Genomic DNA, 22,111 nt, shown 5'->3' on the forward strand with positions numbered 1-22,111 from the left:
CTCAGCGCGCCGCCCGGCCAGTACGCGCAGGCACCGGATAGCGGTACTTGAGGAATTTCTGGGCGTGGCTCAGCACCTGGAAGGCATCCTTCAAGTGATGGCGCTCACTGTCGGCGACGTTCTCTGGCTCGACGTTGTTGTCCGGCTCATGCTCCTGCTGCAGGTCGAAGACCTGATGGCGAATTCGCACCATGGAGAGTAGCTCCATGGCATAGCGCAGCTTGTCGCCCACGCCCGGGGCCAGTAGCTGAGTGGCGGCGATGTCGTCCAGCCGCTCGAAGCTGTTCTGGGCACGCGACCCGCAGGCCAGCGCATGCACACGGATCAGATCGACCAGCGGAGCCGTCCCCCGGCGCTTGAGGTTGATCGAGTTATTGTGCTTGCCATCCTTCTCCATCACGAAGGTACGAAAGAAGCCCAGCGGCGGCGTACGGTTCAACGCGTTGCGCGCCACTGCCGCCAGGAAACGTGGGCTCTTCGGTGCCTTCTGAGCAATCAAGTCCTGCAGCTGTTCGATGTAGGCTTCCTCGCCATAGGCGCTATCGAGATCGAAAAAGATCGAACAGTGCAGCAGCCGCTCCGGCGTGGGCGACTCTATCCACTCGGTGAAATAGCGCTTCCATACCGACACGGGTTGGCGCCACTGGGGATTGGTCGCCATTACCTCGCCCTTGCAATAGGCATAACCGCAGGCAGCCAGGCCATCACTGACGAACTGCGCCAGGCTGGCGAAATAGGCGTCGTGCACGGCCGGCTCGAAATCGTCGGCGAGCACCAGCGCATTGTCCTGGTCGGTGACGATGGTTTGCTCGTTGCGCGCCATGGAGCCATTGACCATGAAGCAATACGCCACGGGCGGCGGCCCCAGCGCTTCCTCGGCCAGCTCCAGCAGGCGCCTCACGAAGCTGCGCCCGATGGTAGACAGGGCGCTGCCGACCATTTGCGAGTTGGCGCCTTCCTCCACCATGCGGATGAACGCAGCACGCACGTCGGGCGCCAGTCGGGCCAACCCTTCGATGCTGGACTGATGAAAGATGTTGCTGACCAGGTACAGGCTGCTGTGGGTCTCGTAGCGGATGATGTCGGAAAGATGAACGACACCCACCGGCCGGCGCCGATACAGCACCGGCAAGTGATGAATGTTGTTGCGCAGCATGCAAAGCATGGCTTCGTGTACCGATTCATCCGACTGAATGGTGATCACTCGCCCACCCGCCAGCTCACCTACGGGCGTATCGGGAGGCAGCCCCTCGGCCACGATACGGGTGCGAAAGTCGCTGTCGGTCAGAATGCCACGTAAACGCCAGGGACGATCCTCGCTATCGGTGAAGGTATACCGCGGATCGTCGTCTGGTTCGTCGAGTATCAGCGCCGCCGAGGCCTGGGCAGCGGTGATCTGGCGTGCCGCCTCCTGTACCGAAGTTCCCGCTTCGACCATCACCGGGTAGCGTGTGAGCAGCTTGCGCACCCGGGTGATCATCATGTCGTTGGCTTTCTTGTGCTCTTCCACCGCCGCTTCCAGCCGCGGGCGCTCCAGTTCCACGAAATCGCCAAAATGTTCGTCGGCCTCACACAGGCGCTGGAAGACCGTTTCGGGGATGTAGTAGATCAGGGTGTCTTCCAGGGCGCGGGCCGGGAAGCGTACCCGGTTGTTTCTCAGCAGGCTGAAATGGCCAAAGATGTCACCTTCGCCCAGGCGATCATAGAGGTCGCCCGTGCGCCGCCGGACCTCCACCGCACCACTGCGGATATAGCACAGCTCATGGAGTTCCTGGTCGAGCTGGAGAATGTCGGAACCGGCCTGGAAATAGCCCACCTCGACCTGTCCGGCCACGCTGTCGAGCAGCTCATCGTCGAGGGTATCGAAGGGGGGGAAGCGCCCCATGTGCTGCCGAATCTCGAGTAGTTCCGCGTCCATGTCCTGTCTGGCTCCCGCTGGCGATACCGAGCATCCATCATACCCTAGACCAGAGGGTAAAGGCCTACCGGTTCCCGACACAAGAAAGGCCACCCGCAGGTGGCCTTTCTCGCTTCGATGGGAAGGCGGTCGGCTTACGACTGCTCGGCCATCTGCTGCACGCGCTGCATCAGCTCCGGATCCTGTTGGATGGCATGACCGATGGCGTTGAAGGTATCCACGTCGAGGCCATTCTCCTCGACCACTTCGACCATCCTGTCGTTGGCCTCCATACGGACTTCCTGCTGGGTCTGCTCGTCTTCAGCCGCATGCAGGCGCTCGGTGTACTCCTGCGAGATCACGGCGATGTCCTGAGAGGCGTCGGCAAACTGTTGAAGCTGGTCATCGCTGAAATCCTGCGCCGGTGCCTGCGCCTGCGGCTGGCCGGCTGCCGGGTCCTGGGCGGGGTCTTGCTGAGCTTGCGCCTGTACGGTCATCAGCCCAGCAGTGAGCAGGGCGGCCGAGAACAGTGCAGTGATCCGTTGCATGAATACCTCCAAGGGTGTTGCCGTGAATGTAGAGATTCTGACGGAGGAGAATGAACGGAGTTCAGTTTTTTATGTTACGTGATGTAAAGATTCATTGGCTGTGCATTCCACGGCGAAACGCTTCGATAAAAAGTTAACCTGCTAGCTTTCGTCCGCTCCGCCAACCAAGTATCGTCACAGCTCGATTGCCGTGCACAAGGATCCCTTTTCCATGACGACGTCTGCCGACTCTCGTCTCGATGCCGTGCTGCTGGCCAGCATGCCGGTGCTGTTCGTGGCCCTGTGGAGTACCGGATTCATTGGCGCCAAGTTCGGCCTACCCCATGCCGAGCCTTTCACCTTCCTGTTCGTTCGCTTCGTGTTGACCCTCGCCCTGCTGGTTCCCTTGGTAAAGATGATGGGAAGCACCTGGCCGGCAAGCTGGAAATTGAGGGGACATATTGCCGTATCGGGTCTGCTCGTGCACGCGGCCTATCTGGGCGGCGTCTTCTACGGCATCTATCTGGGCATGCCGGCAGGTCTCACGGCACTGCTGGTCGGCTTGCAGCCGCTGCTGACGGCGACCCTGGCAGGCCCACTGCTTGGCGAACGCATCACCGCGATTCAATGGCTGGGGCTGAGCCTGGGGCTGGCCGGCATCGCCATGGTACTGGGCAGCAAGCTCGACCCAGGTACCGCCCTGTTCCACGGCTTCGGTCTCGGGGCTCTGGCTTGCGTGCTCGTCGCACTGGCAGGCATTACCCTGGGCACGCTCTACCAGAAGCGGTTCTGCACCGGTATGCCGCTGCTCTCGGGCACGGTGGTGCAGTATCTCTCTGCCAGCGTCCTGCTCGGCCTCGGTGCCCTGCTGCTCGAGGAACGCCACATCGAGTGGACCACCACCTTCGTACTGACCCTGGGCTGGCTCGTGCTGGTACTCTCCATCGCCGCCATCCTGCTGCTGATGGCGCTGATCCGGCGCGGCGAAGCCTCACGCGTGGCCAGCCTCTTCTACCTGGTGCCACCCGTCACGGCCCTGCAGGCCTGGTGGCTGTTCGACGAGCGTCTGCCGCTGATGGCACTGGTCGGCATGGCCATCACTATCGTGGGGGTAGTTCTCGCGGCACGCAGCCAGGGACGCCGGTAGGTTCGGGTATTCCACCGGCAAAAACAGGTTCAATTGGCCGCCAACTCCTCGAGGTAACGCGACCCGCCGAGGTTGCGCATCTGCTGGCGAATCCACTGGCTGCGGCGTTCCACGTGGGGCCCCGGCCTGCTGGCACTCCAGGCCCTGGGATTGGGCAGGATCGCCGCCAGGCGGCTGGCGTGCACCTCGTTCAGGCGATCGGCCGATATGCCGAAATAGTGCTGCCCGGCAGCCTCCAGGCCGAACACACCCTGGTCCCACTCGACGATATTGAGGTAAACCTCGAGGATGCGCTGCTTCGGCCATAGCGCCTCGATCAGCACGGTGAACCAGGCTTCGAACCCCTTGCGTACCCAGCTGCGGCCCGTCCACAGGAACAGGTTCTTGGCGGTTTGCTGACTGATGGTGCTGGCCCCTCGCAGCCTCGATCCGTTGCGGCTCGCCTCCCACGCCCGACGCATCTCGTCCACGTCGAAGCCACGGTGCACGGCGAAGCGTTGATCCTCGGCGGCGATCACCGCCAGCTTGGCGTGGTCGGAGAGTTCCTCCCAAGGGCGCCACTGATGCTGGATGGGCAGCGACTCACCGGCCACCCAGGCCTCGACCTTGCGCTCCAGCATCACCATGGAGCCGTATACGGGCACGTGCCGCAGCAGCATCACCAGGACAATGGACAGTACGACGAAGGCGGCCCCGACAAGGGCCGCCCAACGTAGCGCGCGATACAGCAAGTCTTGGATCATGCGCCACCCTGGCGGGTGGAGCGCTCAGCGCTTGTGGAGGTGCTCGGCATGGTAACGCAGGTGATCCTCGATGAAGGTAGCGATGAAGAAATAGCTATGATCATACCCCGGCTGACGGCGCAGCGTCAGGGGGTGATCGTGTTCATCGCATACGGCCTCGAGTCGCTCCGGCTTGAGCTGCTCCTCCAGGAACTGATCGGCCTCACCCTGATCGATGAAGAGATGCTGGCTGGAAGCGCCCTTGGCCACCAGCTCGCAGGTATCGTACTGCGTCCAGGCACCGGGATCGTCGCCCAGGTACTCGCGGAAGGCCTTGCGCCCCCATGGGCACTGGGTGGGATTGACGATCGGCGAGAAGGCCGACACCGAACGATAGTGCCCGGGGCGACGTAGCGCCAGGATCAGCGCCCCGTGGCCGCCCATCGAGTGGCCGCTGATCGCCTCCCGGCCATTGACCGGAAAATGCTGTCGCACCACCGAGGGCAGCTCCTCGGCCACGTAGTCGTACATGCGATAGTGCCGCTTCCAGGGCTCCTGGGTGGCATTGACGTAGAAACCCGCTCCCGAGCCGAAATCATAGCTGTCGTGCTCACCCGGCAGGTCGGTACCTCGCGGGCTGGTATCGGGGCAGACGATAGCAATGCCGAGCTCCGCAGCCATGCGATGTGCCCCCGCCTTCTGCATGAAGTTCTCATCCGTGCAGGTCAGGCCCGACAGCCACCACAGCAAGGGCACACGCTCGGTCTCGGCCTGCGGCGGCAGGTAGATGGCGAACTCCATCTCGCAATCCAGCGCCCGCGAGCGATGCCGGTAACGCTTGTGCCAGCCGCCGAAGCTCTTGTTGCTCGATATCGGCTCGAGGTTCTCGGTCATGGTCATGGTTCGGTCTCCTCGCGGTGTTAAAAGCGAAGCACGGTACGTATGCTCTTGCCCTCGTGCAGCAGCTCGAACGCCTCGTTGATCTTCTCGAACGGCATCTCGTGGGTGATGAACTCGTCGATCTTGATCTCGCCGTCCATGTAGCGCTGCACGTAGCCGGGCAGCTCGCTGCGCCCCTTCACCCCGCCGAACGCCGAGCCGCGCCACACCCGGCCCGTCACCAGCTGGAACGGCCGCGTCGAGATCTCTTCGCCGGCCCCGGCCACGCCGATGATCACCGACTCGCCCCAACCCTTGTGGCAGCACTCCAGCGCCGAGCGCATCACGTTGACGTTGCCGATGCACTCGAAGGAGTAGTCGACCCCACCGTCGGTCAGGTCGACGATCACCTGCTGGATCGGGTCCGAGTGGTCCTTGGGATTGACGAAGTCGGTGGCACCGAACTGGCGCGCCAGCTCGAACTTGTCCGGGTTGACGTCGATGGCGATGATGCGGCTGGCCTTGGCCATCTGCGCGCCCTGGATCACCGCCAGGCCGATGGCCCCCAGGCCGAACACGGCGACGGTGGAGCCCGGCTCGACCTTGGCGGTGTTGAGCACCGCGCCGATGCCGGTGGTCACGCCGCAGCCGAGCAGGCAGATCTTGTCCAGCGGCGCCTCCTGGGAGACCTTGGCCAGGGAGACCTCGGGCAGTACGGTGTACTCGCTGAAGGTCGAGCAGCCCATGTAGTGGTGCAGCATCTGGCCGTCGAGCGAGAAGCGCGAGGTGCCGTCGGGCATCAGGCCCTGGCCCTGGGTGGCGCGTACCGCCTGGCACAGGTTGGTCTTGCCCGAGCGGCAGAACTTGCACTTGCCGCACTCGGCGGTATAGAGCGGGATGACGTGATCGCCGGGCTGGAGGCTGGTGACCCCTTCGCCCACTGCCTCGACGATGCCGGCGCCCTCGTGGCCCAGCACCGAGGGGAACAGCCCCTCCGGGTCGGCGCCCGAAAGCGTGAAGGCGTCGGTGTGGCAGACGCTGGTCGCGGCGATGCGCACCAAGACTTCCCCAGCCTTGGGGTCCTGGACATCGATCTCGGTGAGTTCGAGGGGTTTGCCCGCTTCGAGAGCAACGGCGGCACGCGACTTCATACTGATCTCCTGATGGTTTGTAACGATCCGTTTGTAAACGATCTCTATCAGTCTAGGTGCGCCCAGCGTTATGATGATATAGAAACAACGACACAACATTATTCCAGGTGTGCAACGATGGAGTTCTCATGGCCCACTGGGATGGTATCGAAGCCTTCGTGGAAGTGGTCAGACTGGGCACCTTTGCCGCGGCGGCACGCCAACTCCACGTATCCAACTCACATATTAGCCGGCAAGTGGCCCAACTCGAGCAAGAGCTGGGCCTGCCGCTGCTTTATCGAACCACGCGTCAAATTCACCTAACCGACGCAGGTGAGCGCTATTATGCCCGCTGCCGTGAGCTACTCGACGGCTTTCGCGATGCCGAAACCGATCTGCAGAGCCTGCAGGATCGTCCCCACGGCGTGCTCCAGCTCAGCTGTGCCACTACCTTCGGCGAGCGTTTCCTCGCCCCGCTGGTGAACGACTTCCTGCGTCTGCACCCTCAGCTCGAGATGCGCCTTCACCTGACCAACCGCCAAGTGGATGTCATCGACGAGGGCTACGATGTAGTCATTCGCATGGGCACCCTGCAGGATTCAACGCTGGTGGCGCGCCGCTTGTGCGAGCGGCGCGAATACGTCGTCGCCTCCCCTGACTACTTCCAGGGCGTATCGCAGCCTCACTCGGTAGCGGAACTGGTGCATCATCGCTGCTTGATCGGCACCCGCGATCAGTGGCGCTTCGACATCGAGGGGCTGCACCGTGAAATACGCGTGCAGGGTCCCTGGCAGGCCAACTCGGGCCTCGCACTGCTCGATGCAGCGCTAAAGGGTCTGGGGCTGGCGCAACTGCCCGACTACTACGTCATGCCCTACCTTGCCAGCGGGGAACTGATCGAAGTGCTGTCCCGCTTTCAATGTCGCGATGCGGGGGTATGGGCGGTCATGCCGCGGCATCGCCAGCATGCCGCCAAGGTGCGCCAGTTCCTCGACTATCTGGTCGAGAATCTTCCCGCCAGCCTGGAGCGAGCCTGCTCCACGACACGGGAATGAAAAAAGGCGCCCCGCGGGGCGCCAGGAAGAGGCCTGCCATCAACCTTACTTGAAGTTCTTGCGGTATATCTTCATCGCCTCGCCCACGATACCGCTGCGGAAGCTGAGTACGCAGAGCACGAAGATGATGCCCAGGATCGGGCCGACCCAGTTGCCCAGCGGCGACTGCGCCAGCAGATGCTGCAGGCTGATCACCAGCCCCGCTCCCATCACTGGGCCGAACAGAGTCCCCACGCCACCGAGCAGCGTCATCAAAATCACCTCGCCCGACATGTGCCAGTGGGCATCGGTCAGAGAGGCGAGCTGGAACACCACCGTCTTGGTGGAACCTGCCAGACCGGCCAGCCCCGCTGAAAGGATGAATGCCACCAGCTTGTAGGCATCGACGTTATAGCCGAGCGATACGGCACGCGGCTCGTTCTCGCGGATCGCCTTGAGCACCTGGCCGAACGGCGAATGCACGGTACGCTGGATCAGGGCAAAGCCAAACAGGAAGACCGCAAAGACGAAATAGTACATGGCGAAATTGTTGCGCAGGCTGATGAAGCCGAACAGCTGACCGCGCGGCACGCCATGCAGGCCGTCCTCACCGCCGGTGAAGGGTGCCTGGATATAGAAGAAGAACATCAGCTGTGCCAGGGCCAGGGTGACCATGGCGAAGTAGATACCCTGCCGCCGAATCGACAACGCCCCGAAGATGGCGCCCAGCACCACGGCAGCAGCCGTACCGGTGAGAATGCCCATTTCGGGGGTCAGTGCCGGATAGCTCGACAGCAGATAGCCGGTCACGTAGCCACCGGTGGCCAGGAAGGCCGCATGGCCGAAGGAGAGCAGACCGGCATACCCCAGCAGCAGGTTGAAGGCGCAGGCAAACAGGGCGAAGCACAGCACCTTCATCAGGAACACCGGATAGGCGACGAAGGGGGCTACCAGGCCGATCGCGATCAGTACCAGGTAGAAGGCATTGCGACGCAGGTTGGCGCGACGCTCACGCTTCATGGACGGCGTCATGGTTTGGGTCGTGGCCATGTCGTCATGCCTCCTTGCCGAAGAGCCCGGCGGGCCTGAGCAGAAGCACCAGGATCATCACCAGGAAAATTACGGTGTTGGCTGCCTCGGGGTAATACACCTTGGTCAGGCCCTCGATCAACCCCATTGCAAGCCCCGTTACGACGGCTCCCAATATGGAACCCATGCCGCCGATGACCACCACCGCGAAGACCACGATCAGCAGGTTGGAGCCCATGGTCGGCGAAACCGGGTAGAGCGGCGCGGCCAGCACGCCGGCGAAGGCAGCAAGCGCGACACCGAAGCCATAGGTCAGCGTTACCAGCAGCGGCACATTGACACCGAAGGCCTGCATCAGCGCCGGGTTCTCCGTGCCGGCACGCAGATAGGCACCAAGCCGTGTCCGCTCGATCATGTACCAGGTGCCGAAACAGACCACGATGGCCGCCAGCAGCACCCAGGCCCGGTACTTGGGTAGGAACATGAAGCCGGTCTGGTAGCCGCCCTGCAGCGCTTCGGGCGTCGGGTAGCGCGCCCCCGAAACACCGAAGAAGTTGACCAGCGTACCCTCGAAGATCAACGCCAGACCAAAGGTCAGCAGCAGCCCGTAGAGATGGTCGAGATGACCGATGCGGCGCAACAGCACCCGCTCGATCAGCATACCGAACAGACCCACCACCAGCGGCGCCAGCAGCAGTGCCGCCCAGTAATTGATGCCCAGGTAGCGCATGCCCAGCAGCGTGGCGAAAGCCCCCAGCATGTACATGGCCCCGTGAGCGAAGTTGACGATCTTCAGCAAGCCGAAGATTACCGCCAACCCGAGGCTCAGCAAGGCGTAGAAGGCGCCGTTGATCAGCCCCAGCAGCAGCTGGCCCATGAACACCGCCAACGGCACGCCGAATATCATCGTCATGTCAGGTTCTCCTCGCCGTCAGAGGGGCGACGGCCGCAGCCGCCGCCATCTTGCATCGCTTCAGTTCTGCACCAGCTTGCACTGGCTCTCTGAGAGCGGGCGGTAGGCCTCTTCGGCGGGAATGGAAGTCAGAATTTCGTAGAGATCCCACTCATGGGTGGAGGCTTCCGGCGACTTCACGCGGGCCAGGTACATGTCGTGAACCATGCGACCATCTTCACGAACACGCCCATTGCGGGCGAAGAAATCGTGGATCGGCTGGCGCATCATATGCTCGCGCACCGTCTGGCTGTCATCGCTGCCGGTCGCCTCGACGGACTTGAGGTAGTGCATGGTGCTGGAGTAGATACCGGCCTGCACCATGGTCGGCATGCTGCCTACGCGCTCGTAGTAGCGCTCGGCCCATTCGCGCGCCTCATCGTCCATGTTCCAGTACCAGCCGGTGGTCAGCAGCAGGCCCTGTGTCGTCTCGAGCCCCATGGCATAGACGTCGTTGAGGAATACCAGCAGGCCGGCGAGCTGCTGGCCGGCCTCGGCCACGCCGAACTGGCTGGCGGTGTTGATGGCGTTGACGGTATCGGCACCGGCGTTGGCCAGGCCGATGATCTTGGCCCCGGAGCCTTGGGCCTGCAGGATGTAGGACGAGAAGTCGTCGGTCGGGAACGGATGGCGTACACCGCCGATGACCTCACCGCCGTTCTCTTCCACCACCTTGGTCACGTCACCTTCCAGCGCATGGCCGAAGGCATAGTCGGCAGTGAGCATGAACCAGCTGTCGCCCCCCTGCTCGACCACCGCCCGGGCAGTGCCGTTGGCCAGCGGATAGGTGTCGTAGACCCAGTGGATGTGGTTAGGCGTGCAGTGCTCGTTGGTGATGCTCGAAGCCGCAGAGCCGGACACGATACCCAGGCCGTCGTTCTCCTCGAGCACCTTGGTCACGGCGATGGTCACCGAGGAGGCCACCATCCCGGCCACCAGGTCGACGTTGCGCTGGTCGACCCACTCACGCACGGTGTTGGCGCCCACGTCGGCGCTGTTGCGGTCGTCGGCGCTGAACACCTCGATCGGCGCCCCGTTGACGCTGCCACCGAAGTCCTCGACCGCCATGTTCAGCGCCTCCAGGCCGCCCGGCCCGGCCAGGTCGCGGTAGGTACCGGACATGTCCGCCAGGTAGCCGATGCGTACCTGGCCATCGCTGATTTCCGCCTGGGCGGCGGTTGCCATGGCGGCGGTAGCGGCGATGGCAATGCTGCTGGCGAGAGTCTTCTTGATGAAGGTCATTTTCGTCTCCATAGCCCAACTGGGCAGGTTGTTGTTGTCACGCGCACTGCAGGTAAGACGCGATTCATGGTGGTTACGAAAGCTGCTGCTATACGCCCAGCAAGGAGTTCAGGTGCTCACGCTTGGCAGGCAGAGCCGCCTTGCTGATTTCCTCGATGATTCGCCCATGCTCCATGACGTAATGTCGATCGGCGAGCGGCGCGGCGAAGCGGAAATTCTGCTCTACCAGGACGATGGTCATGCCGCGGTCACGCAGCTTGACCAGTACCTCGGCGAGCTTCTGCACGATGACCGGGGCCAACCCTTCGGTGATCTCGTCGAGCAGCAGCATGCGAGCGCCGGTACGCAGGATGCGCGCCATGGCCAACATTTGTTGCTCGCCACCGGAGAGGCGCGTGCCCTGGCTGCGGCGCCGCTCGTAGAGGTTGGGGAACATCTCGTAGATCTCGTCGATCGACATGCCACCCGAGCGCACCGTGGGCGGCAGCAGGAGGTTCTCCTCCACGTCGAGACTGGCGAAGATACCGCGCTCCTCGGGGCAGTAACCGATGCCCAGCCGTGGGATACGGTGCGGTTTGATGCCGATGGTTTCCGTGCCGTTGATCATGATCGAGCCAGTACGCCGGCCGACCATGCTCATGATCGCCTTCAGGGTGGTACTGCGGCCGGCGCCGTTGCGCCCCAGCAGGGTGACCAGCTCCCCGCGACGCACCTCCATGTCGACACCGTGCAGGATGTGCGACTCGCCGTAGAAGGCATGCAGGTCACGAATGCGCAGCATCTCGGCACCATCGTGATCGCGGTATTCGGTACGATTCGACTGTTCGACGACCTGATTCATGCGCCGGCCTCCTCTGTCTCGCTACCCATGTAGGCCTCGCGAACCTGGGGGTCGGCGGAAACCGTCTCGTAATCGCCCTCCGCCAGCACGGCACCGCGGGCCAGCACGGTAATCCGGTCGCACAGCCGGCTCACTACGCTGAGGTTGTGTTCGACCATCAACACAGTACGCCCCTTGGCCACGCGACGGATCAGCTCGACGATACGATCGACATCCTCTGCCCCCATGCCCTGGGTCGGTTCGTCGAGCAGCATCAGCGTCGGGTTCATGGCCAGGGTGGTGGCTACTTCCAGTGCGCGCTTGCGCCCGTAGGGCATTTCCACGGTCAGTACATCGGCATAGTCACGCAGCCCGACCTCGTCGAGCAGTTCGATGGCACGCTCGTTGAGGTGCTCCAGGGTGCGCTCGGATTTCCAGAAATGAAACGAAGTGCCGATCGGGCGCTGCAGGGCGACCCGTACGTTCTCCAGGGCGGTCATGTGGGCGAACACCGCAGAGATCTGGAAGGAGCGCACCATGCCCAGGCGCGCGATCTCGTTGGCCTTCTTGCCGGTGATCGGCTTGCCGCGATAGAGAATCTCGCCCCGGGTCGGTGGCAGGAACTTGGTAAGGAGGTTGAAGACGGTCGTCTTGCCGGCACCATTGGGACCGATCAAGGCATGGATATGTCCCTCCCGGACCTGCAGGTTGACGTCGTCCACGGCGGTGAAGCCACGGAACTGCTTGGTCAGCCCGCGAGTTTCCAGTATGAACTCCTGGGTCATGTGACGTCCTCTCTGGATCGCCGTGACGATCCATGCTGATTTGTTGTCGTTGTGGTGAAGGCTGCGACTTATGCTTGGTTCAGCCCGAGGGCTTCTAACCTTTACGTTAACGTAAGCTAGAGGAGACGCAACCGCGGGGCAACCGTTGAAGCACCGAACTCGACCAATGGCGTAGAGACGGCTGCTATTCAATAGCTTGCAAATAAAAACGCGATGCCACATGGGCATCGCGTCGAGAGGGGGAAAGGCTCGGTTAGAAGGTAGGGGTGCCGCGCTTTTTCAACACTCGATGGCGTTCACCGCCAGCCCACCACGAGACGTTTCCTTGTACTTGTCCTGCATGTCGCGACCGGTGTCACGCATGGTACGGATCGCCTTGTCGAGGGAGATGAAATGTTCGCCATCACCGCGCAGCGACATCTGGGCTGCATTGATCGCCTTGACCGAGGCGATGGCATTGCGCTCGATGCACGGCACCTGTACCAGGCCGCCCACCGGGTCGCAGGTCAGCCCGAGGTTGTGCTCCAGGCCGATCTCGGCGGCATTTTCCACCTGGCCAACACTGCCGCCCATCACTTCGGCCAGCCCTGCTGCAGCCATGGCGCAAGCCGAGCCCACCTCGCCCTGGCAGCCCACCTCGGCACCGGAGATGGAGGCGTTCTTCTTGCACAGGATGCCCACCGCGGCAGCGGCCAGCAGGAAGTCCACCACGTCGCGCTCGCAGGCCCCGGGTTGGAATTTCATGTAGTAGTGCAGTACGGCGGGAATGATGCCGGCCGCACCGTTGGTCGGTGCGGTGACCATGCGCCCGCCGGCGGCATTTTCCTCGTTCACCGCCAAGGCGAAGACATTGACCCAATCCATCGCACCGAAGGTGGTAGCGATCAAGCTCTGGTCGTCTTGCGTTGCCAGCAGGCGACGATGCAGGGAGGCAGCGCGTCGCTTGACGTTGAGCCCGCCAGGCAAAATGCCCTCCTGCTGCAAACCTTTGTCGACACAGGCCTGCATGGCTTGCCAGATCTGCCACAGCCCATCGCGCACTTCGGCTTCGCTGCGCCAGGCCTTCTCGTTCTCGAGCATCAGCTCGCTGATGCGCATGTCGTGCATACGACACAGCGCCATCAGCTCAGCCGCCGAGTTGAAGTCGTAGGGCAACGTGGTGCTGTCCTGGTCCAGCTCTCCCCTCTCGGCCTGCCCCTCATCGATGACGAAGCCACCGCCCACCGAATAGTAGGTGTTGCGCCACAGCTCCTCGCCATGCCCATGGGCCACCAGCGTCATGGCATTGGGGTGGTAGGGCAAGCACTCTTCGTACCACTGCATGTCGCGCGCCCAGAGGAAGGGAATCGCCAAGCGGCCGTCGAGCAGCAGGGTGCTGGACTCCAGCAGCTCCTCGATACAGGGTGCGACGATGGCGGGATCGATCTGGTCGGGGCGTTCGCCCATCAGCCCCATGATCACGGCACGGTCGGTAACGTGCCCCTTGCCGGTGGCGCTCAAGGAGCCGAACAGCTTCACCTCGACCCGGGCTACCCGTTCGAGCAGGTCACGCTCACGCAGCACCTGGACGAAGTCGTAGGCAGCCCGCATCGGCCCCACGGTATGGGAGCTGGAGGGCCCGATGCCGATCTTGAACAGGTCGAAGACGCTGATTGCCATAAGTCACCTCATCGGTCGCCGGCCAATTACCGAGTGCCTCACTACGAGAAGCCACTCGCCCATGGATCAGCCTGGCTAAAACATGTTTGCCTTCACGGCATGGATGGCCTTATGTTGAGGGTGAATGCATCGAGCGGCAAACGAGAATAACTGCTCACGCCTATAGTAAAACTAAACCATGAACCGCTTACTCCATGCCCAGACCCACGCCTGGCTGAAGGTCTTCGCCGTCAGCGCCCGCCATCTCTCCTTCACCCGCGCGGCGGAGGAGCTGCATGTCACTACCGGCGCGGTGAGCCAGCAGATCAAGCAGCTCGAGGAGCGGCTGGGATTCAAGCTGTTTCGTCGCCTGCCGCGGCGCCTGGAACTCACCGAGGAAGGCAAGCGGCTGGCCGCGGTGGTCGACGAGGCCTACCAGTCAGTCGGCCTCGAGGTAAAGCGCCTGCGCAGCGGCGTGATGAGCGGCATAATCCGCCTGCGCAGCGTGCCGGCATTTCTCAGCAAGTGGCTGATGCCGCGCCTGCCACGCCTGCAGGCCCGCTTCCCCGACATCGAGCTTCAGGTCATCGCCGAGGACAGCAGCCTGTCACTGCGCGAAGGCGAGTTCGACCTGGCCATCGATCTCAATGACGGCCACTACCCGGGGCTGGCCATCACGCCGCTGATGGAAGAGGTGATCTTTCCCGTCTGCGCCCCGGCCCTGATGCGCCGCCGACCGCCCCTGTCACGCCCCGAGGAACTGGCCTGGTACCCGCTGCTGCACGACATCACCGCCTGGCGCGGCGGGCATTCCTATGCCGAGTGGGAACACTACCTGCAGGCCATCGAGGCGCCACCGCTCAACGTGCGCCGCGGTTACACCTTCAACCGCCACCGCCTGGCCATGGAAGCCGCCATTGCCGGCATGGGAGTCGCCATCGCCCGCCAGGCGCTGCTGACCAATGAGCTCAGCACCGGCGCCCTGATTGCTCCCTTTGCCGCTCGCATCCCGACCGGCAAACGCTACGGCATCGTGCATACCAGCGGCGCGCTCGACGATCGCCGCGTGGCCGCGGTACATGACTGGATCGTGGAGGAAGCCCAGCGACACGCCAATTTGCCAGCCAATATCTAGCCGACTCATGCAACAGTCATTAAAATGACAAGCATTCATGCATGCCCCGACAGCGACCTTCCCATGCCTTCCTCACCACCCCGACACCCCTGGCCGATCGGCTTCGCCGTTGCCTGCCTGCGCGCCGGGCTCTACGTCCTGCTTATCGCCGGATGCGGCCAGCTCGCCTATCTGGAGGCTACCCATTTCCCGCAAAGCCGATTCACTGAATATGGCTTGGTGGAACTGGCACAGAGTCTGGTCCTGGCGGCATCGGCCGCCCTGCTGCTCTTCGTGCGCCAGGTGCAACGTGCGCTTCCCACCGTCACCCTGCTGATGTTCGCCTTCATTGCTTGTTCGCTGGTTCGCGAGCAGGACTACTGGCTCGACACTCAAGTCGCTCGCCACACCTGGAAGGTACTGGTTGTCCTGATTGCCCTCCCTGCCCTGGCCCTGGTGGTGCGCTGGCGACACCGCTTTGCCGACGAGTTCCGCCATTATTCCAACACTTTCTCCTTCGGCCTGTTCGCCAGTGGCGTGCTGGTGACCTACGTCTTCTCGCGGCTGTTCGGTCGCCAGAGCCTGTGGCAGGCCATCATGCAGGAGAGCTACCTGCGCAGCTTCAAGAATGCTGCCGAGGAGATGGTGGAGCTGCTCGGCTACGCCCTGATCCTGCTCGCCATCATCGAGCTGGTGCTGTTGGCCAGGCGTTGGCGCCTCGCTCAGCGCTGACGCCCACTCGCAACCCCATCAGCTGGAGCAACTTCGGCACGGCGATCGGGTGATCGGCGCGACTCACTGCGTGCCTTGACCGATCTGCCCCGCCGCTGGCGGCGGAGCAATGCCGGAAGACTGAACAGAAGAAGCCCGTAGCCTCTCGGCTACGGGCTTCTCGTATCGGGAAGCTCCAGGTTCAGGAACGTTCCGGACTCACTCGTCGAGGAACGAGCGCAGCGGCTCCGAGCGGCTCGGGTGACGCAGCTTGCGCAGCGCCTTGGCTTCGATCTGGCGAATCCGCTCACGGGTGACGTCGAACTGCTTGCCGACCTCCTCGAGGGTGTGGTCGGTATTCATGTCGATACCGAAGCGCATGCGCAACACCTTGGCCTCGCGCGCGGTCAGGCCGCCCAGCACGTTGCGGGTGGCTTCGATCAGACCCTCGCCAGTGGCCAGGTCGACCGGTAGCTGCATGGTGCTGTCCTCGATGAAATCACCCAGGTGCGAGTCGTCGTCGTCACCGATGGGCGTCTCCATGGAGATCGGCTCCTTGGCGATCTTGAGCACCTTGCGCACCTTGTCCTCGGGCATCTCGAGACGCTCGCCCAGCTCTTCGGGTGTCGGCTCGCGGCCCATCTCCTGCAGCATCTGGCGCGACACGCGATTGAGCTTGTTGATGGTCTCGATCATGTGCACCGGGATACGAATGGTGCGCGCCTGGTCGGCGATCGAGCGGGTGATCGCCTGGCGAATCCACCAGGTGGCATAGGTCGAGAACTTGTAGCCGCGGCGGTACTCGAACTTGTCCACCGCCTTCATCAAGCCGATGTTGCCCTCCTGGATCAGGTCCAGGAACTGCAGCCCGCGGTTGGTGTACTTCTTGGCGATCGAGATGACCAGGCGCAGGTTGGCCTCGACCATCTCCTTCTTGGCCCGGCGCGCCTTGGCCTCGCCGATGGAGAGCCTGCGGTTGATCTCCTTCAGCTCCGACACCGGCAGCTGGACCATGTCCTCCTCGAAGGCGATGCGACGCTGCGCGCGCTGAATGTCTGCACGCAACGGCTCCAGGCGCTCGGCGAACTTGGCATTATCGCCCATGAACTCGTCGACCCATTCCTGGCGCGACTCGTTGCCGGGAAATGCCTTGATGAAGCTCTTGCGCGGCACCTTGGCCTTCTTGACGAACAGCTGCATCACCGCCTTTTCCTGGGCGCGCACCTGCTCGACGCTGATACGCACCTGGCCGACCAGGCGCTCGAAGTGCTTGGGCACCAGCTTGATCGGCGAGAACAACTCGGCCAGACGCTCCATCTCTACCTGGGCTTCCGCACTGCCCCGGCCATGCTTGGCCAGCGCCTCGCGCACCAGCTCGTTCTGCGAGCGGATCTGCTCGAAGCGAGCCTTGGCTTCCTCGGGATCGGGGCCGCCGGTGCTCTCCTCCTCCGCCTCGCCGGCGTCATCGTCGTCGGCATCGCTGTCGGCATCGTCATCGCTACCGGCGGCGCCGAACTCCTCCTCGGGAACTTCGGCCTCGGCCACGCCGGGAATGCCTTCGTCAGGATCGATGAAGCCGGAAAAGAGATCGGACAGACGACCAGGCGCCTCTTCGTCCTGGGTGGCATCGTACGCTTCGAGAATCGAGTCCACTGCGCCGGGCAGCCAGGCCAGGGCCGACATCACCTCGCGCGTGCCCTCCTCGATGCGCTTGGCGATCTCGATCTCGCCCTCACGGGTCAAGAGCTCCACGGTGCCCATCTCGCGCATGTACATACGCACCGGGTCGGTGGTGCGGCCAACGTCGCTCTCCACCGCCGCCAGGGCAGCCACGGCTTCTTCGGCGGCCGACTCGTCGGCGGAGTGATCGGACATCATCAGGGTATCTTCATCGGGAGCTTCCTCGACGACGCTGATACCCATGTCATTGATCATGCCGATGATGTCTTCCACCTGATCGGGATCGGCAATATCCTCGGGAAGGTGGTCGTTGACCTCGGCATAGGTCAGGTAGCCCTGTTCCTTGCCACGCGCGATCAACTCCTTCAGACGTGACTGCTGCTGCGCATTTCCAGCCATAGAAACCCTATCTCGACGAAGAAGAATGAAGCACCTGAAGCGCTGGGGTGGAGAAAACTCATGAAGCCCAATAGTATAGCGGGAAACAGCACAAGCCCGCCAGTACGGCCCATTTGCTCGGTCACTCAGGTGTGTTAGTTTAAACGGTTATGCTGTCGCGGGGGCCCAGTCCATGCTCCCTATGTGGTGGTGGCAGAAAGGAATTCAACCCCACACCGGCACCCTTCGTCATCCTGACGCTCGTATCTCAACTTCCCAGCTCGGCCAGCAACGTCATGAGCCGCTGTCGCTCCTCGGGCGAAAGCCGTTCTCCCGAGCGTTGCTTTGCCAGAAGCGCATCGATCTGCTCCTGACACGATGGCCGCATCCGGTACCGGCGAAAATGCTCGACCAGGCCATCGAGTTCCTGGGCTCTGGCATCACGCGGAATGAGCATCTCGCGCCGGGCCAACAGCGCCAGCCGCTCGCCCTGGGTACTGCCCTGGAAGTGGGCCAGCACCACCTGCGGGCTGCGGTAGCGTCCGGCACGCAACAGCCGAACCAGCTCGCGGCACAGCGCGGCATCCTCATCGCTCTCGGGACACCAGTCGTCCTCGGCGGGCAAGCGCTCGACCAGCGCCGGCTCATGCACCAGGAGTTGCAGTACGCGCGCCACCAGCCCCAGCGAAGCTCCTTTGGCCGATGGTACATGGCTCACCACTCCCTGCCCGGCGGGGGCTGCGGCAGGCGCGATACTCGGCTCGGCCGGTGACGGTGCTGTACCGTCATCCCGCGCCAGGAGCGCTTCGAAGCGCGACTGGTCGACCCCGGTACGGCGCGCGAGTTCCCCCAGCAGCACCGTCTGCAGCATGCCCTGCGGCAGCCGCTTCGCCGCCTTGAGCACCTGGCTGGCGAAACGCTCACGCTCCTCGACTCGCGCCAGATCACGCCCCCGCGCCGCCTGGTCGAACAGGAACTCCGACAGCGGGCTGGCGCAGGTGATGCGATCCTCGAAGGCCTCACGCCCTTCCCGGCGCACCAGCGTATCCGGATCCTCGCCCTCGGGCAGGAACAGAAAGCGCGCCTCACGCCCATCGATCATCTGCGGCAGCACGGTTTCCAGCGCGCGACTGGCAGCCTGCCGCCCCGCCTTGTCGCCGTCGAAGCAGAACACCACTTCATTGACCATGCGAAACAGTCGGGCCAGGTGCTCCTCGCTGGTAGAGGTGCCAAGCGTGGCGACGGCATTGCGGATACCGAACTGGGCCAGTGCCACCACGTCCATGTAACCCTCGACGATGACCACCCGCTCCAGCCGCGGGTTGGCCTGCCGGGCCTCGAACAGCCCGTAGAGCTCGCGCCCCTTGTGAAAGACCGGTGTCTCGGGTGAATTCAGGTACTTGGGCTTGGCATCGCCGAGCACCCGTCCGCCAAAGGCAATGGTACGCCCGCGCACATCGCGGATCGGAAACATCACCCGATCGCGAAAGCGATCATAGGTCCGCCCGGTATCCTCGCGCTGCACCAACAGGCCATATTCGACCTGTACCGCTTCCGCTATCTCCCGAGCGCTCAGATGACGCTTGAGCGCCTCCCAGTCGTCCGGGGCATAGCCAATACCGAAGTCACGCTGCACCTCCTCCGAGAGGCCGCGTTGGGCCAGGTAATCCCGCGCCTGCCCCCCTTCCGGCATCTTCAGCCGCTCGCGAAAGAAGCTGGCCGAGAGTTCGAGCAGGTTGACCCCCTCCTGGCGCTTGCGCTCGCGCGCCTGGGCACGAGGATCGTCGGCACCCTCCCGCGGCACCTCGAGCCCCAGCCGTGAAGCCAACTGCTCCACCGCTTCAGGGAAGCGCAGCTTGTCGTACTCCATCAGGAAGCGCAGGGCGTTGCCGTGGGCACCACAGCCGAAGCAGTGATAGAACTGCTTGTCGGCGCTGACGGTGAAGGACGGCGTCTTTTCCTGATGAAAGGGACACAGACCGGAATAGTTACGCCCAGCCTTCTTCAACTGCACCCGCTCGCCCACCACTTCGACCACGTCAACGCGCGCCAGCAGGTCATCGATGAAACGCTGAGGGATCTGGCCGGCCATGCAGTCTCGCTACCTCTCCGGCGGGGATAGATGAAGCAAAGGGGCGGAACGGGTCGTGAAAAACAAGCGGCCACCTGACGGCAGCCGCTTGGTCATCCTTCCAGAAGCACCAATGCCCAGGGCATCGACACTTCCTTAGTACGGATCAATAGAGCCGTTCGAAACGCTTGCGCTCACGCTGGAGTTTCTTGGCGTGACGCTTCACCGCAGCTGCCGCCTTGCGCTTACGCTCTGCAGTCGGCTTCTCATAGTGCTCGCGACGACGCACTTCGGAGAGGATGCCGGCTTTTTCACAGGAACGCTTGAAGCGACGCAGCGCGACGTCAAACGGCTCGTTATCACGTACTTTGACAGAAGGCATTAAGCACTCACCTACCTTAGAATCTTGAGTTCGGTTAGAACGCATACCCTGACTCAGGTACGCGACCCAATTGTACAGCGCACAGTAGTTTAGTCGGCGACACCAAGCATTGCAAATTTCGCGTATCGGAAACGGGATGGCCACGCTCCGATTTGCTAGAATGCCGGCTTTCCCTCTTCACGAGCCTGCACCATGCGAGTCCTTGGCATCGAGACTTCCTGCGACGAAACCGGCGTCGCGATCTACGACACCGACCGCGGCCTGCTGGCCGACGCCCTCTACAGCCAGGTCGCCATGCATGCCGAATATGGTGGCGTGGTGCCGGAGCTCGCTTCCCGCGACCACACCCGGCGCCTGCTGCCGCTGATCCAGCAGGTGCTCGACGAGGCCGGCATGACCCGCCACGAGCTGGATGCCATCGCCTATACCGCCGGGCCGGGGTTGGTCGGTGCGCTGATGGTGGGCGCCAGCACCGCCCATGGCATGGCACGTGCCCTCGACATTCCAGTGCTCGGCGTGCACCACATGGAGGGGCATCTCATGGCGCCCATGCTCGAGGAGGAGTCGCCCGACTTTCCCTTCGTCGCCCTGCTGGTCTCCGGCGGCCATACCCAACTGGTAGAGGTCCAGGGGCTTGGCCGCTATCGCCTGCTCGGCGAATCGGTCGACGATGCCGCCGGCGAGGCCTTCGACAAGGCTGCCAAGATGCTTGGACTGGCCTATCCCGGCGGCCCCCAGGTCGCCCGGCTGGCCGAGAACGGCGACCCAGGGCGCTTTCGCTTCCCGCGCCCAATGACCGACCGCCCCGGCCTCGACTTCAGCTTCTCCGGGCTCAAGACGCATACCCTGACCACGCTTCGCCAACTGGAGCGGGACGGCAAGCTCGACGGGCAGGCGCGCGCCGACGTAGCGCGAGCCTTCGAGGAGGCCGTGGTCGATACCCTGGTGATCAAGTGCCGCCGGGCGCTCGACGATACCGGACTGAAGCGCCTGGTCATGGCTGGCGGCGTGAGCGCCAACGCACGCCTGCGCGAGCGCCTGGCGCACGAGGCCGAGAAGCGCAGCGCCAGGGTCTATTACCCCCGTGGCCGCTTCTGCACCGACAATGGCGCCATGATCGCTCTCGCCGGTGCACAGCGACTGCTGGCGGGAGAGCGCGACGCAATCGGCAGCATGAAGGCGGTGCCGCGCTGGCCGATGGCAACGCTCGAAGCCCCTGCCGGCGCCTGAGCCACGGGGCCTCGGCAGGACCTCGAAGCTCAAGGGCTCAAAGGGTGTGCTCGCCCCCCGCCTTGAGGCGCCGAATATTGAACAAGTGGCGCACCAGCACCAGCACCGTGAAGGCCATCACCACCAGCACGTAGTCCGGGGCCAGCCACAGACTGGCCAACGGGGCGATACCGGCGCTGGCCAGCGATGCCACGGCCGCGGTTCGCACCCGCCAGGCCAGCAAGACCCATAGTGCGGCACAGCAGAGTGCTACCCACGGCGTCAGCACCAGCAACACGCCAAAGGCGCTGGCTACCGCCTTGCCGCCGCGAAAGCGATGCCAGGGCGGGTAGCTGTGTCCCAGCAGCACGGCCAGCCCCACCATGCCCTGGGCCCAAGGCGCCATGCCCAGTACCATGGCCAACCACAGCACCGGCATGCCCTTGCAGGCATCGAACAGCAGGGTTACCACGGCCAAGCGGTAGCCATGCAGGCGCAGCACATTGGAGAAACCGGGATTGCCGGAGCCTTCCTGCCGCGGATCGCCAGCGCCCGCCAGGCGGCAGACCCACAGCGCACCCAGCCAGGAACCGCTGAGATAACCCAGCAGCGACAGGCCCAACAGCGGCAACATGGCTTCGCCCAACCTCCGCCTCCACGCCTTTCCAGGAACTCAACGGATTCTGCCAGTCCCGACGCCCCGGGGACAGCGCCTCAGACCTGTCATTCGCGCCCGACGCTCAGTACAATCGGACCTCCTTTTT

General features: G+C 63.4%; 20 protein-coding genes. 5 read left to right on the plus strand and 15 right to left on the minus strand.

The window, feature by feature from the left end; all coding sequences use genetic code 11:
- Nucleotide 1: 1 nt before the first annotated feature.
- Nucleotides 2-1,918 (minus strand): DUF294 nucleotidyltransferase-like domain-containing protein, encoded by a 1,917-nt coding sequence (locus ACUY1T_RS14960; protein ID WP_446024125.1) that lies wholly within the window; start codon nt 1,916-1,918, stop codon nt 2-4.
- 134 nt (nt 1,919-2,052) lie between these two features.
- Nucleotides 2,053-2,445: a DUF4168 domain-containing protein gene (locus ACUY1T_RS14965; RefSeq protein ID WP_446024126.1), complete on the minus strand. Its 393-nt coding sequence runs from the start codon at nt 2,443-2,445 to the stop codon at nt 2,053-2,055.
- A gap of 211 nt (nt 2,446-2,656) precedes the next feature.
- Here ACUY1T_RS14965 and ACUY1T_RS14970 point away from each other — a divergent pair, with 211 nt between their 5' ends.
- On the plus strand, nt 2,657-3,571 hold the full coding sequence (locus ACUY1T_RS14970) for a DMT family transporter (protein WP_446024128.1): 915 nt from the start codon (nt 2,657-2,659) through the stop codon (nt 3,569-3,571).
- Between the two features lie 29 nt (nt 3,572-3,600).
- Here ACUY1T_RS14970 and mtgA read toward each other — a convergent pair whose 3' ends face one another.
- Genes mtgA through ACUY1T_RS14985 form a run of 3 tightly spaced genes read right to left on the minus strand, consistent with a single transcriptional unit; the run spans nt 3,601 to nt 6,323 of the window.
- Complete coding sequence (gene mtgA / locus ACUY1T_RS14975) at nt 3,601-4,314, minus strand: monofunctional biosynthetic peptidoglycan transglycosylase (protein WP_446024130.1); 714 nt, start codon at nt 4,312-4,314, stop codon at nt 3,601-3,603.
- 24 nt (nt 4,315-4,338) lie between these two features.
- The gene (gene fghA / locus ACUY1T_RS14980) at nt 4,339-5,193 is read right to left on the minus strand and encodes an S-formylglutathione hydrolase (protein WP_446024132.1); all 855 of its coding nucleotides are present in this window, start codon (nt 5,191-5,193) and stop codon (nt 4,339-4,341) included.
- A gap of 20 nt (nt 5,194-5,213) precedes the next feature.
- On the minus strand, nt 5,214-6,323 hold the full coding sequence (locus tag ACUY1T_RS14985; protein ID WP_446024133.1) for an S-(hydroxymethyl)glutathione dehydrogenase/class III alcohol dehydrogenase: 1,110 nt from the start codon (nt 6,321-6,323) through the stop codon (nt 5,214-5,216).
- A gap of 128 nt (nt 6,324-6,451) precedes the next feature.
- Here ACUY1T_RS14985 and ACUY1T_RS14990 point away from each other — a divergent pair, with 128 nt between their 5' ends.
- Entirely contained in the window at nt 6,452-7,357 is a 906-nt protein-coding gene (locus tag ACUY1T_RS14990; protein WP_446024135.1) for a LysR substrate-binding domain-containing protein, read from the plus strand.
- Nucleotides 7,358-7,402: 45 nt separating this feature from the next.
- Here ACUY1T_RS14990 and ACUY1T_RS14995 read toward each other — a convergent pair whose 3' ends face one another.
- The 6 genes from ACUY1T_RS14995 to ACUY1T_RS15020 form a co-directional block, all read right to left on the minus strand.
- Entirely contained in the window at nt 7,403-8,386 is a 984-nt protein-coding gene (locus tag ACUY1T_RS14995; protein WP_446024137.1) for a branched-chain amino acid ABC transporter permease, read from the minus strand.
- A gap of 4 nt (nt 8,387-8,390) precedes the next feature.
- Nucleotides 8,391-9,278, minus strand: a complete 888-nt coding sequence (locus ACUY1T_RS15000; RefSeq protein WP_446024138.1) for a branched-chain amino acid ABC transporter permease — start codon at nt 9,276-9,278, stop codon at nt 8,391-8,393.
- A 60-nt stretch (nt 9,279-9,338) separates the two neighbouring features.
- Nucleotides 9,339-10,559 carry an ABC transporter substrate-binding protein gene (locus ACUY1T_RS15005; RefSeq protein ID WP_446024140.1) on the minus strand — a complete coding sequence of 407 codons (1,221 nt, stop codon included), beginning with the start codon at nt 10,557-10,559 and terminating at the stop codon, nt 9,339-9,341.
- 88 nt (nt 10,560-10,647) lie between these two features.
- Complete coding sequence (locus tag ACUY1T_RS15010; protein WP_446024142.1) at nt 10,648-11,400, minus strand: ABC transporter ATP-binding protein; 753 nt, start codon at nt 11,398-11,400, stop codon at nt 10,648-10,650.
- Entirely contained in the window at nt 11,397-12,164 is a 768-nt protein-coding gene (locus tag ACUY1T_RS15015) for an ABC transporter ATP-binding protein (protein ID WP_446024144.1), read from the minus strand. The genes ACUY1T_RS15010 and ACUY1T_RS15015 overlap by 4 nt, the downstream gene beginning before the upstream one ends.
- Before the next feature lie 279 nt (nt 12,165-12,443).
- Nucleotides 12,444-13,823, minus strand: a complete 1,380-nt coding sequence (locus ACUY1T_RS15020) for an L-serine ammonia-lyase (protein WP_446024145.1) — start codon at nt 13,821-13,823, stop codon at nt 12,444-12,446.
- 178 nt (nt 13,824-14,001) lie between these two features.
- On the opposite strand from ACUY1T_RS15020, the gene ACUY1T_RS15025 reads away from it, so the two are divergent.
- A complete protein-coding gene (locus ACUY1T_RS15025) occupies nt 14,002-14,937 on the plus strand; it encodes a LysR substrate-binding domain-containing protein (protein WP_446024146.1) in 936 nt (311 codons plus the stop codon).
- A 63-nt stretch (nt 14,938-15,000) separates the two neighbouring features.
- Nucleotides 15,001-15,648 carry a hypothetical protein gene (locus tag ACUY1T_RS15030; RefSeq protein WP_446024148.1) on the plus strand — a complete coding sequence of 216 codons (648 nt, stop codon included), beginning with the start codon at nt 15,001-15,003 and terminating at the stop codon, nt 15,646-15,648.
- Nucleotides 15,649-15,846: 198 nt separating this feature from the next.
- Here the strand turns inward: ACUY1T_RS15030 and rpoD are convergent, their stop codons facing one another.
- The 3 genes from rpoD to rpsU all read right to left on the minus strand — a co-directional run bounded on the left by rpoD (nt 15,847) and on the right by rpsU (nt 20,138).
- Nucleotides 15,847-17,706 carry an RNA polymerase sigma factor RpoD gene (gene rpoD / locus ACUY1T_RS15035; protein WP_446024150.1) on the minus strand — a complete coding sequence of 620 codons (1,860 nt, stop codon included), beginning with the start codon at nt 17,704-17,706 and terminating at the stop codon, nt 15,847-15,849.
- Between the two features lie 247 nt (nt 17,707-17,953).
- Nucleotides 17,954-19,777 (minus strand): DNA primase, encoded by a 1,824-nt coding sequence (gene dnaG / locus ACUY1T_RS15040; protein ID WP_446024151.1) that lies wholly within the window; start codon nt 19,775-19,777, stop codon nt 17,954-17,956.
- 145 nt (nt 19,778-19,922) lie between these two features.
- Complete coding sequence (rpsU, locus tag ACUY1T_RS15045) at nt 19,923-20,138, minus strand: 30S ribosomal protein S21 (RefSeq protein ID WP_010629611.1); 216 nt, start codon at nt 20,136-20,138, stop codon at nt 19,923-19,925.
- 192 nt (nt 20,139-20,330) lie between these two features.
- Here rpsU and tsaD point away from each other — a divergent pair, with 192 nt between their 5' ends.
- Entirely contained in the window at nt 20,331-21,368 is a 1,038-nt protein-coding gene (gene tsaD / locus ACUY1T_RS15050; protein WP_446024154.1) for a tRNA (adenosine(37)-N6)-threonylcarbamoyltransferase complex transferase subunit TsaD, read from the plus strand.
- Nucleotides 21,369-21,405: 37 nt separating this feature from the next.
- Here tsaD and plsY read toward each other — a convergent pair whose 3' ends face one another.
- Nucleotides 21,406-21,981 (minus strand): glycerol-3-phosphate 1-O-acyltransferase PlsY, encoded by a 576-nt coding sequence (plsY, locus tag ACUY1T_RS15055; protein WP_446024334.1) that lies wholly within the window; start codon nt 21,979-21,981, stop codon nt 21,406-21,408.
- Nucleotides 21,982-22,111 lie beyond the last annotated feature (130 nt).

This window comes from Billgrantia sp. Q4P2 (genome assembly GCF_052806135.1).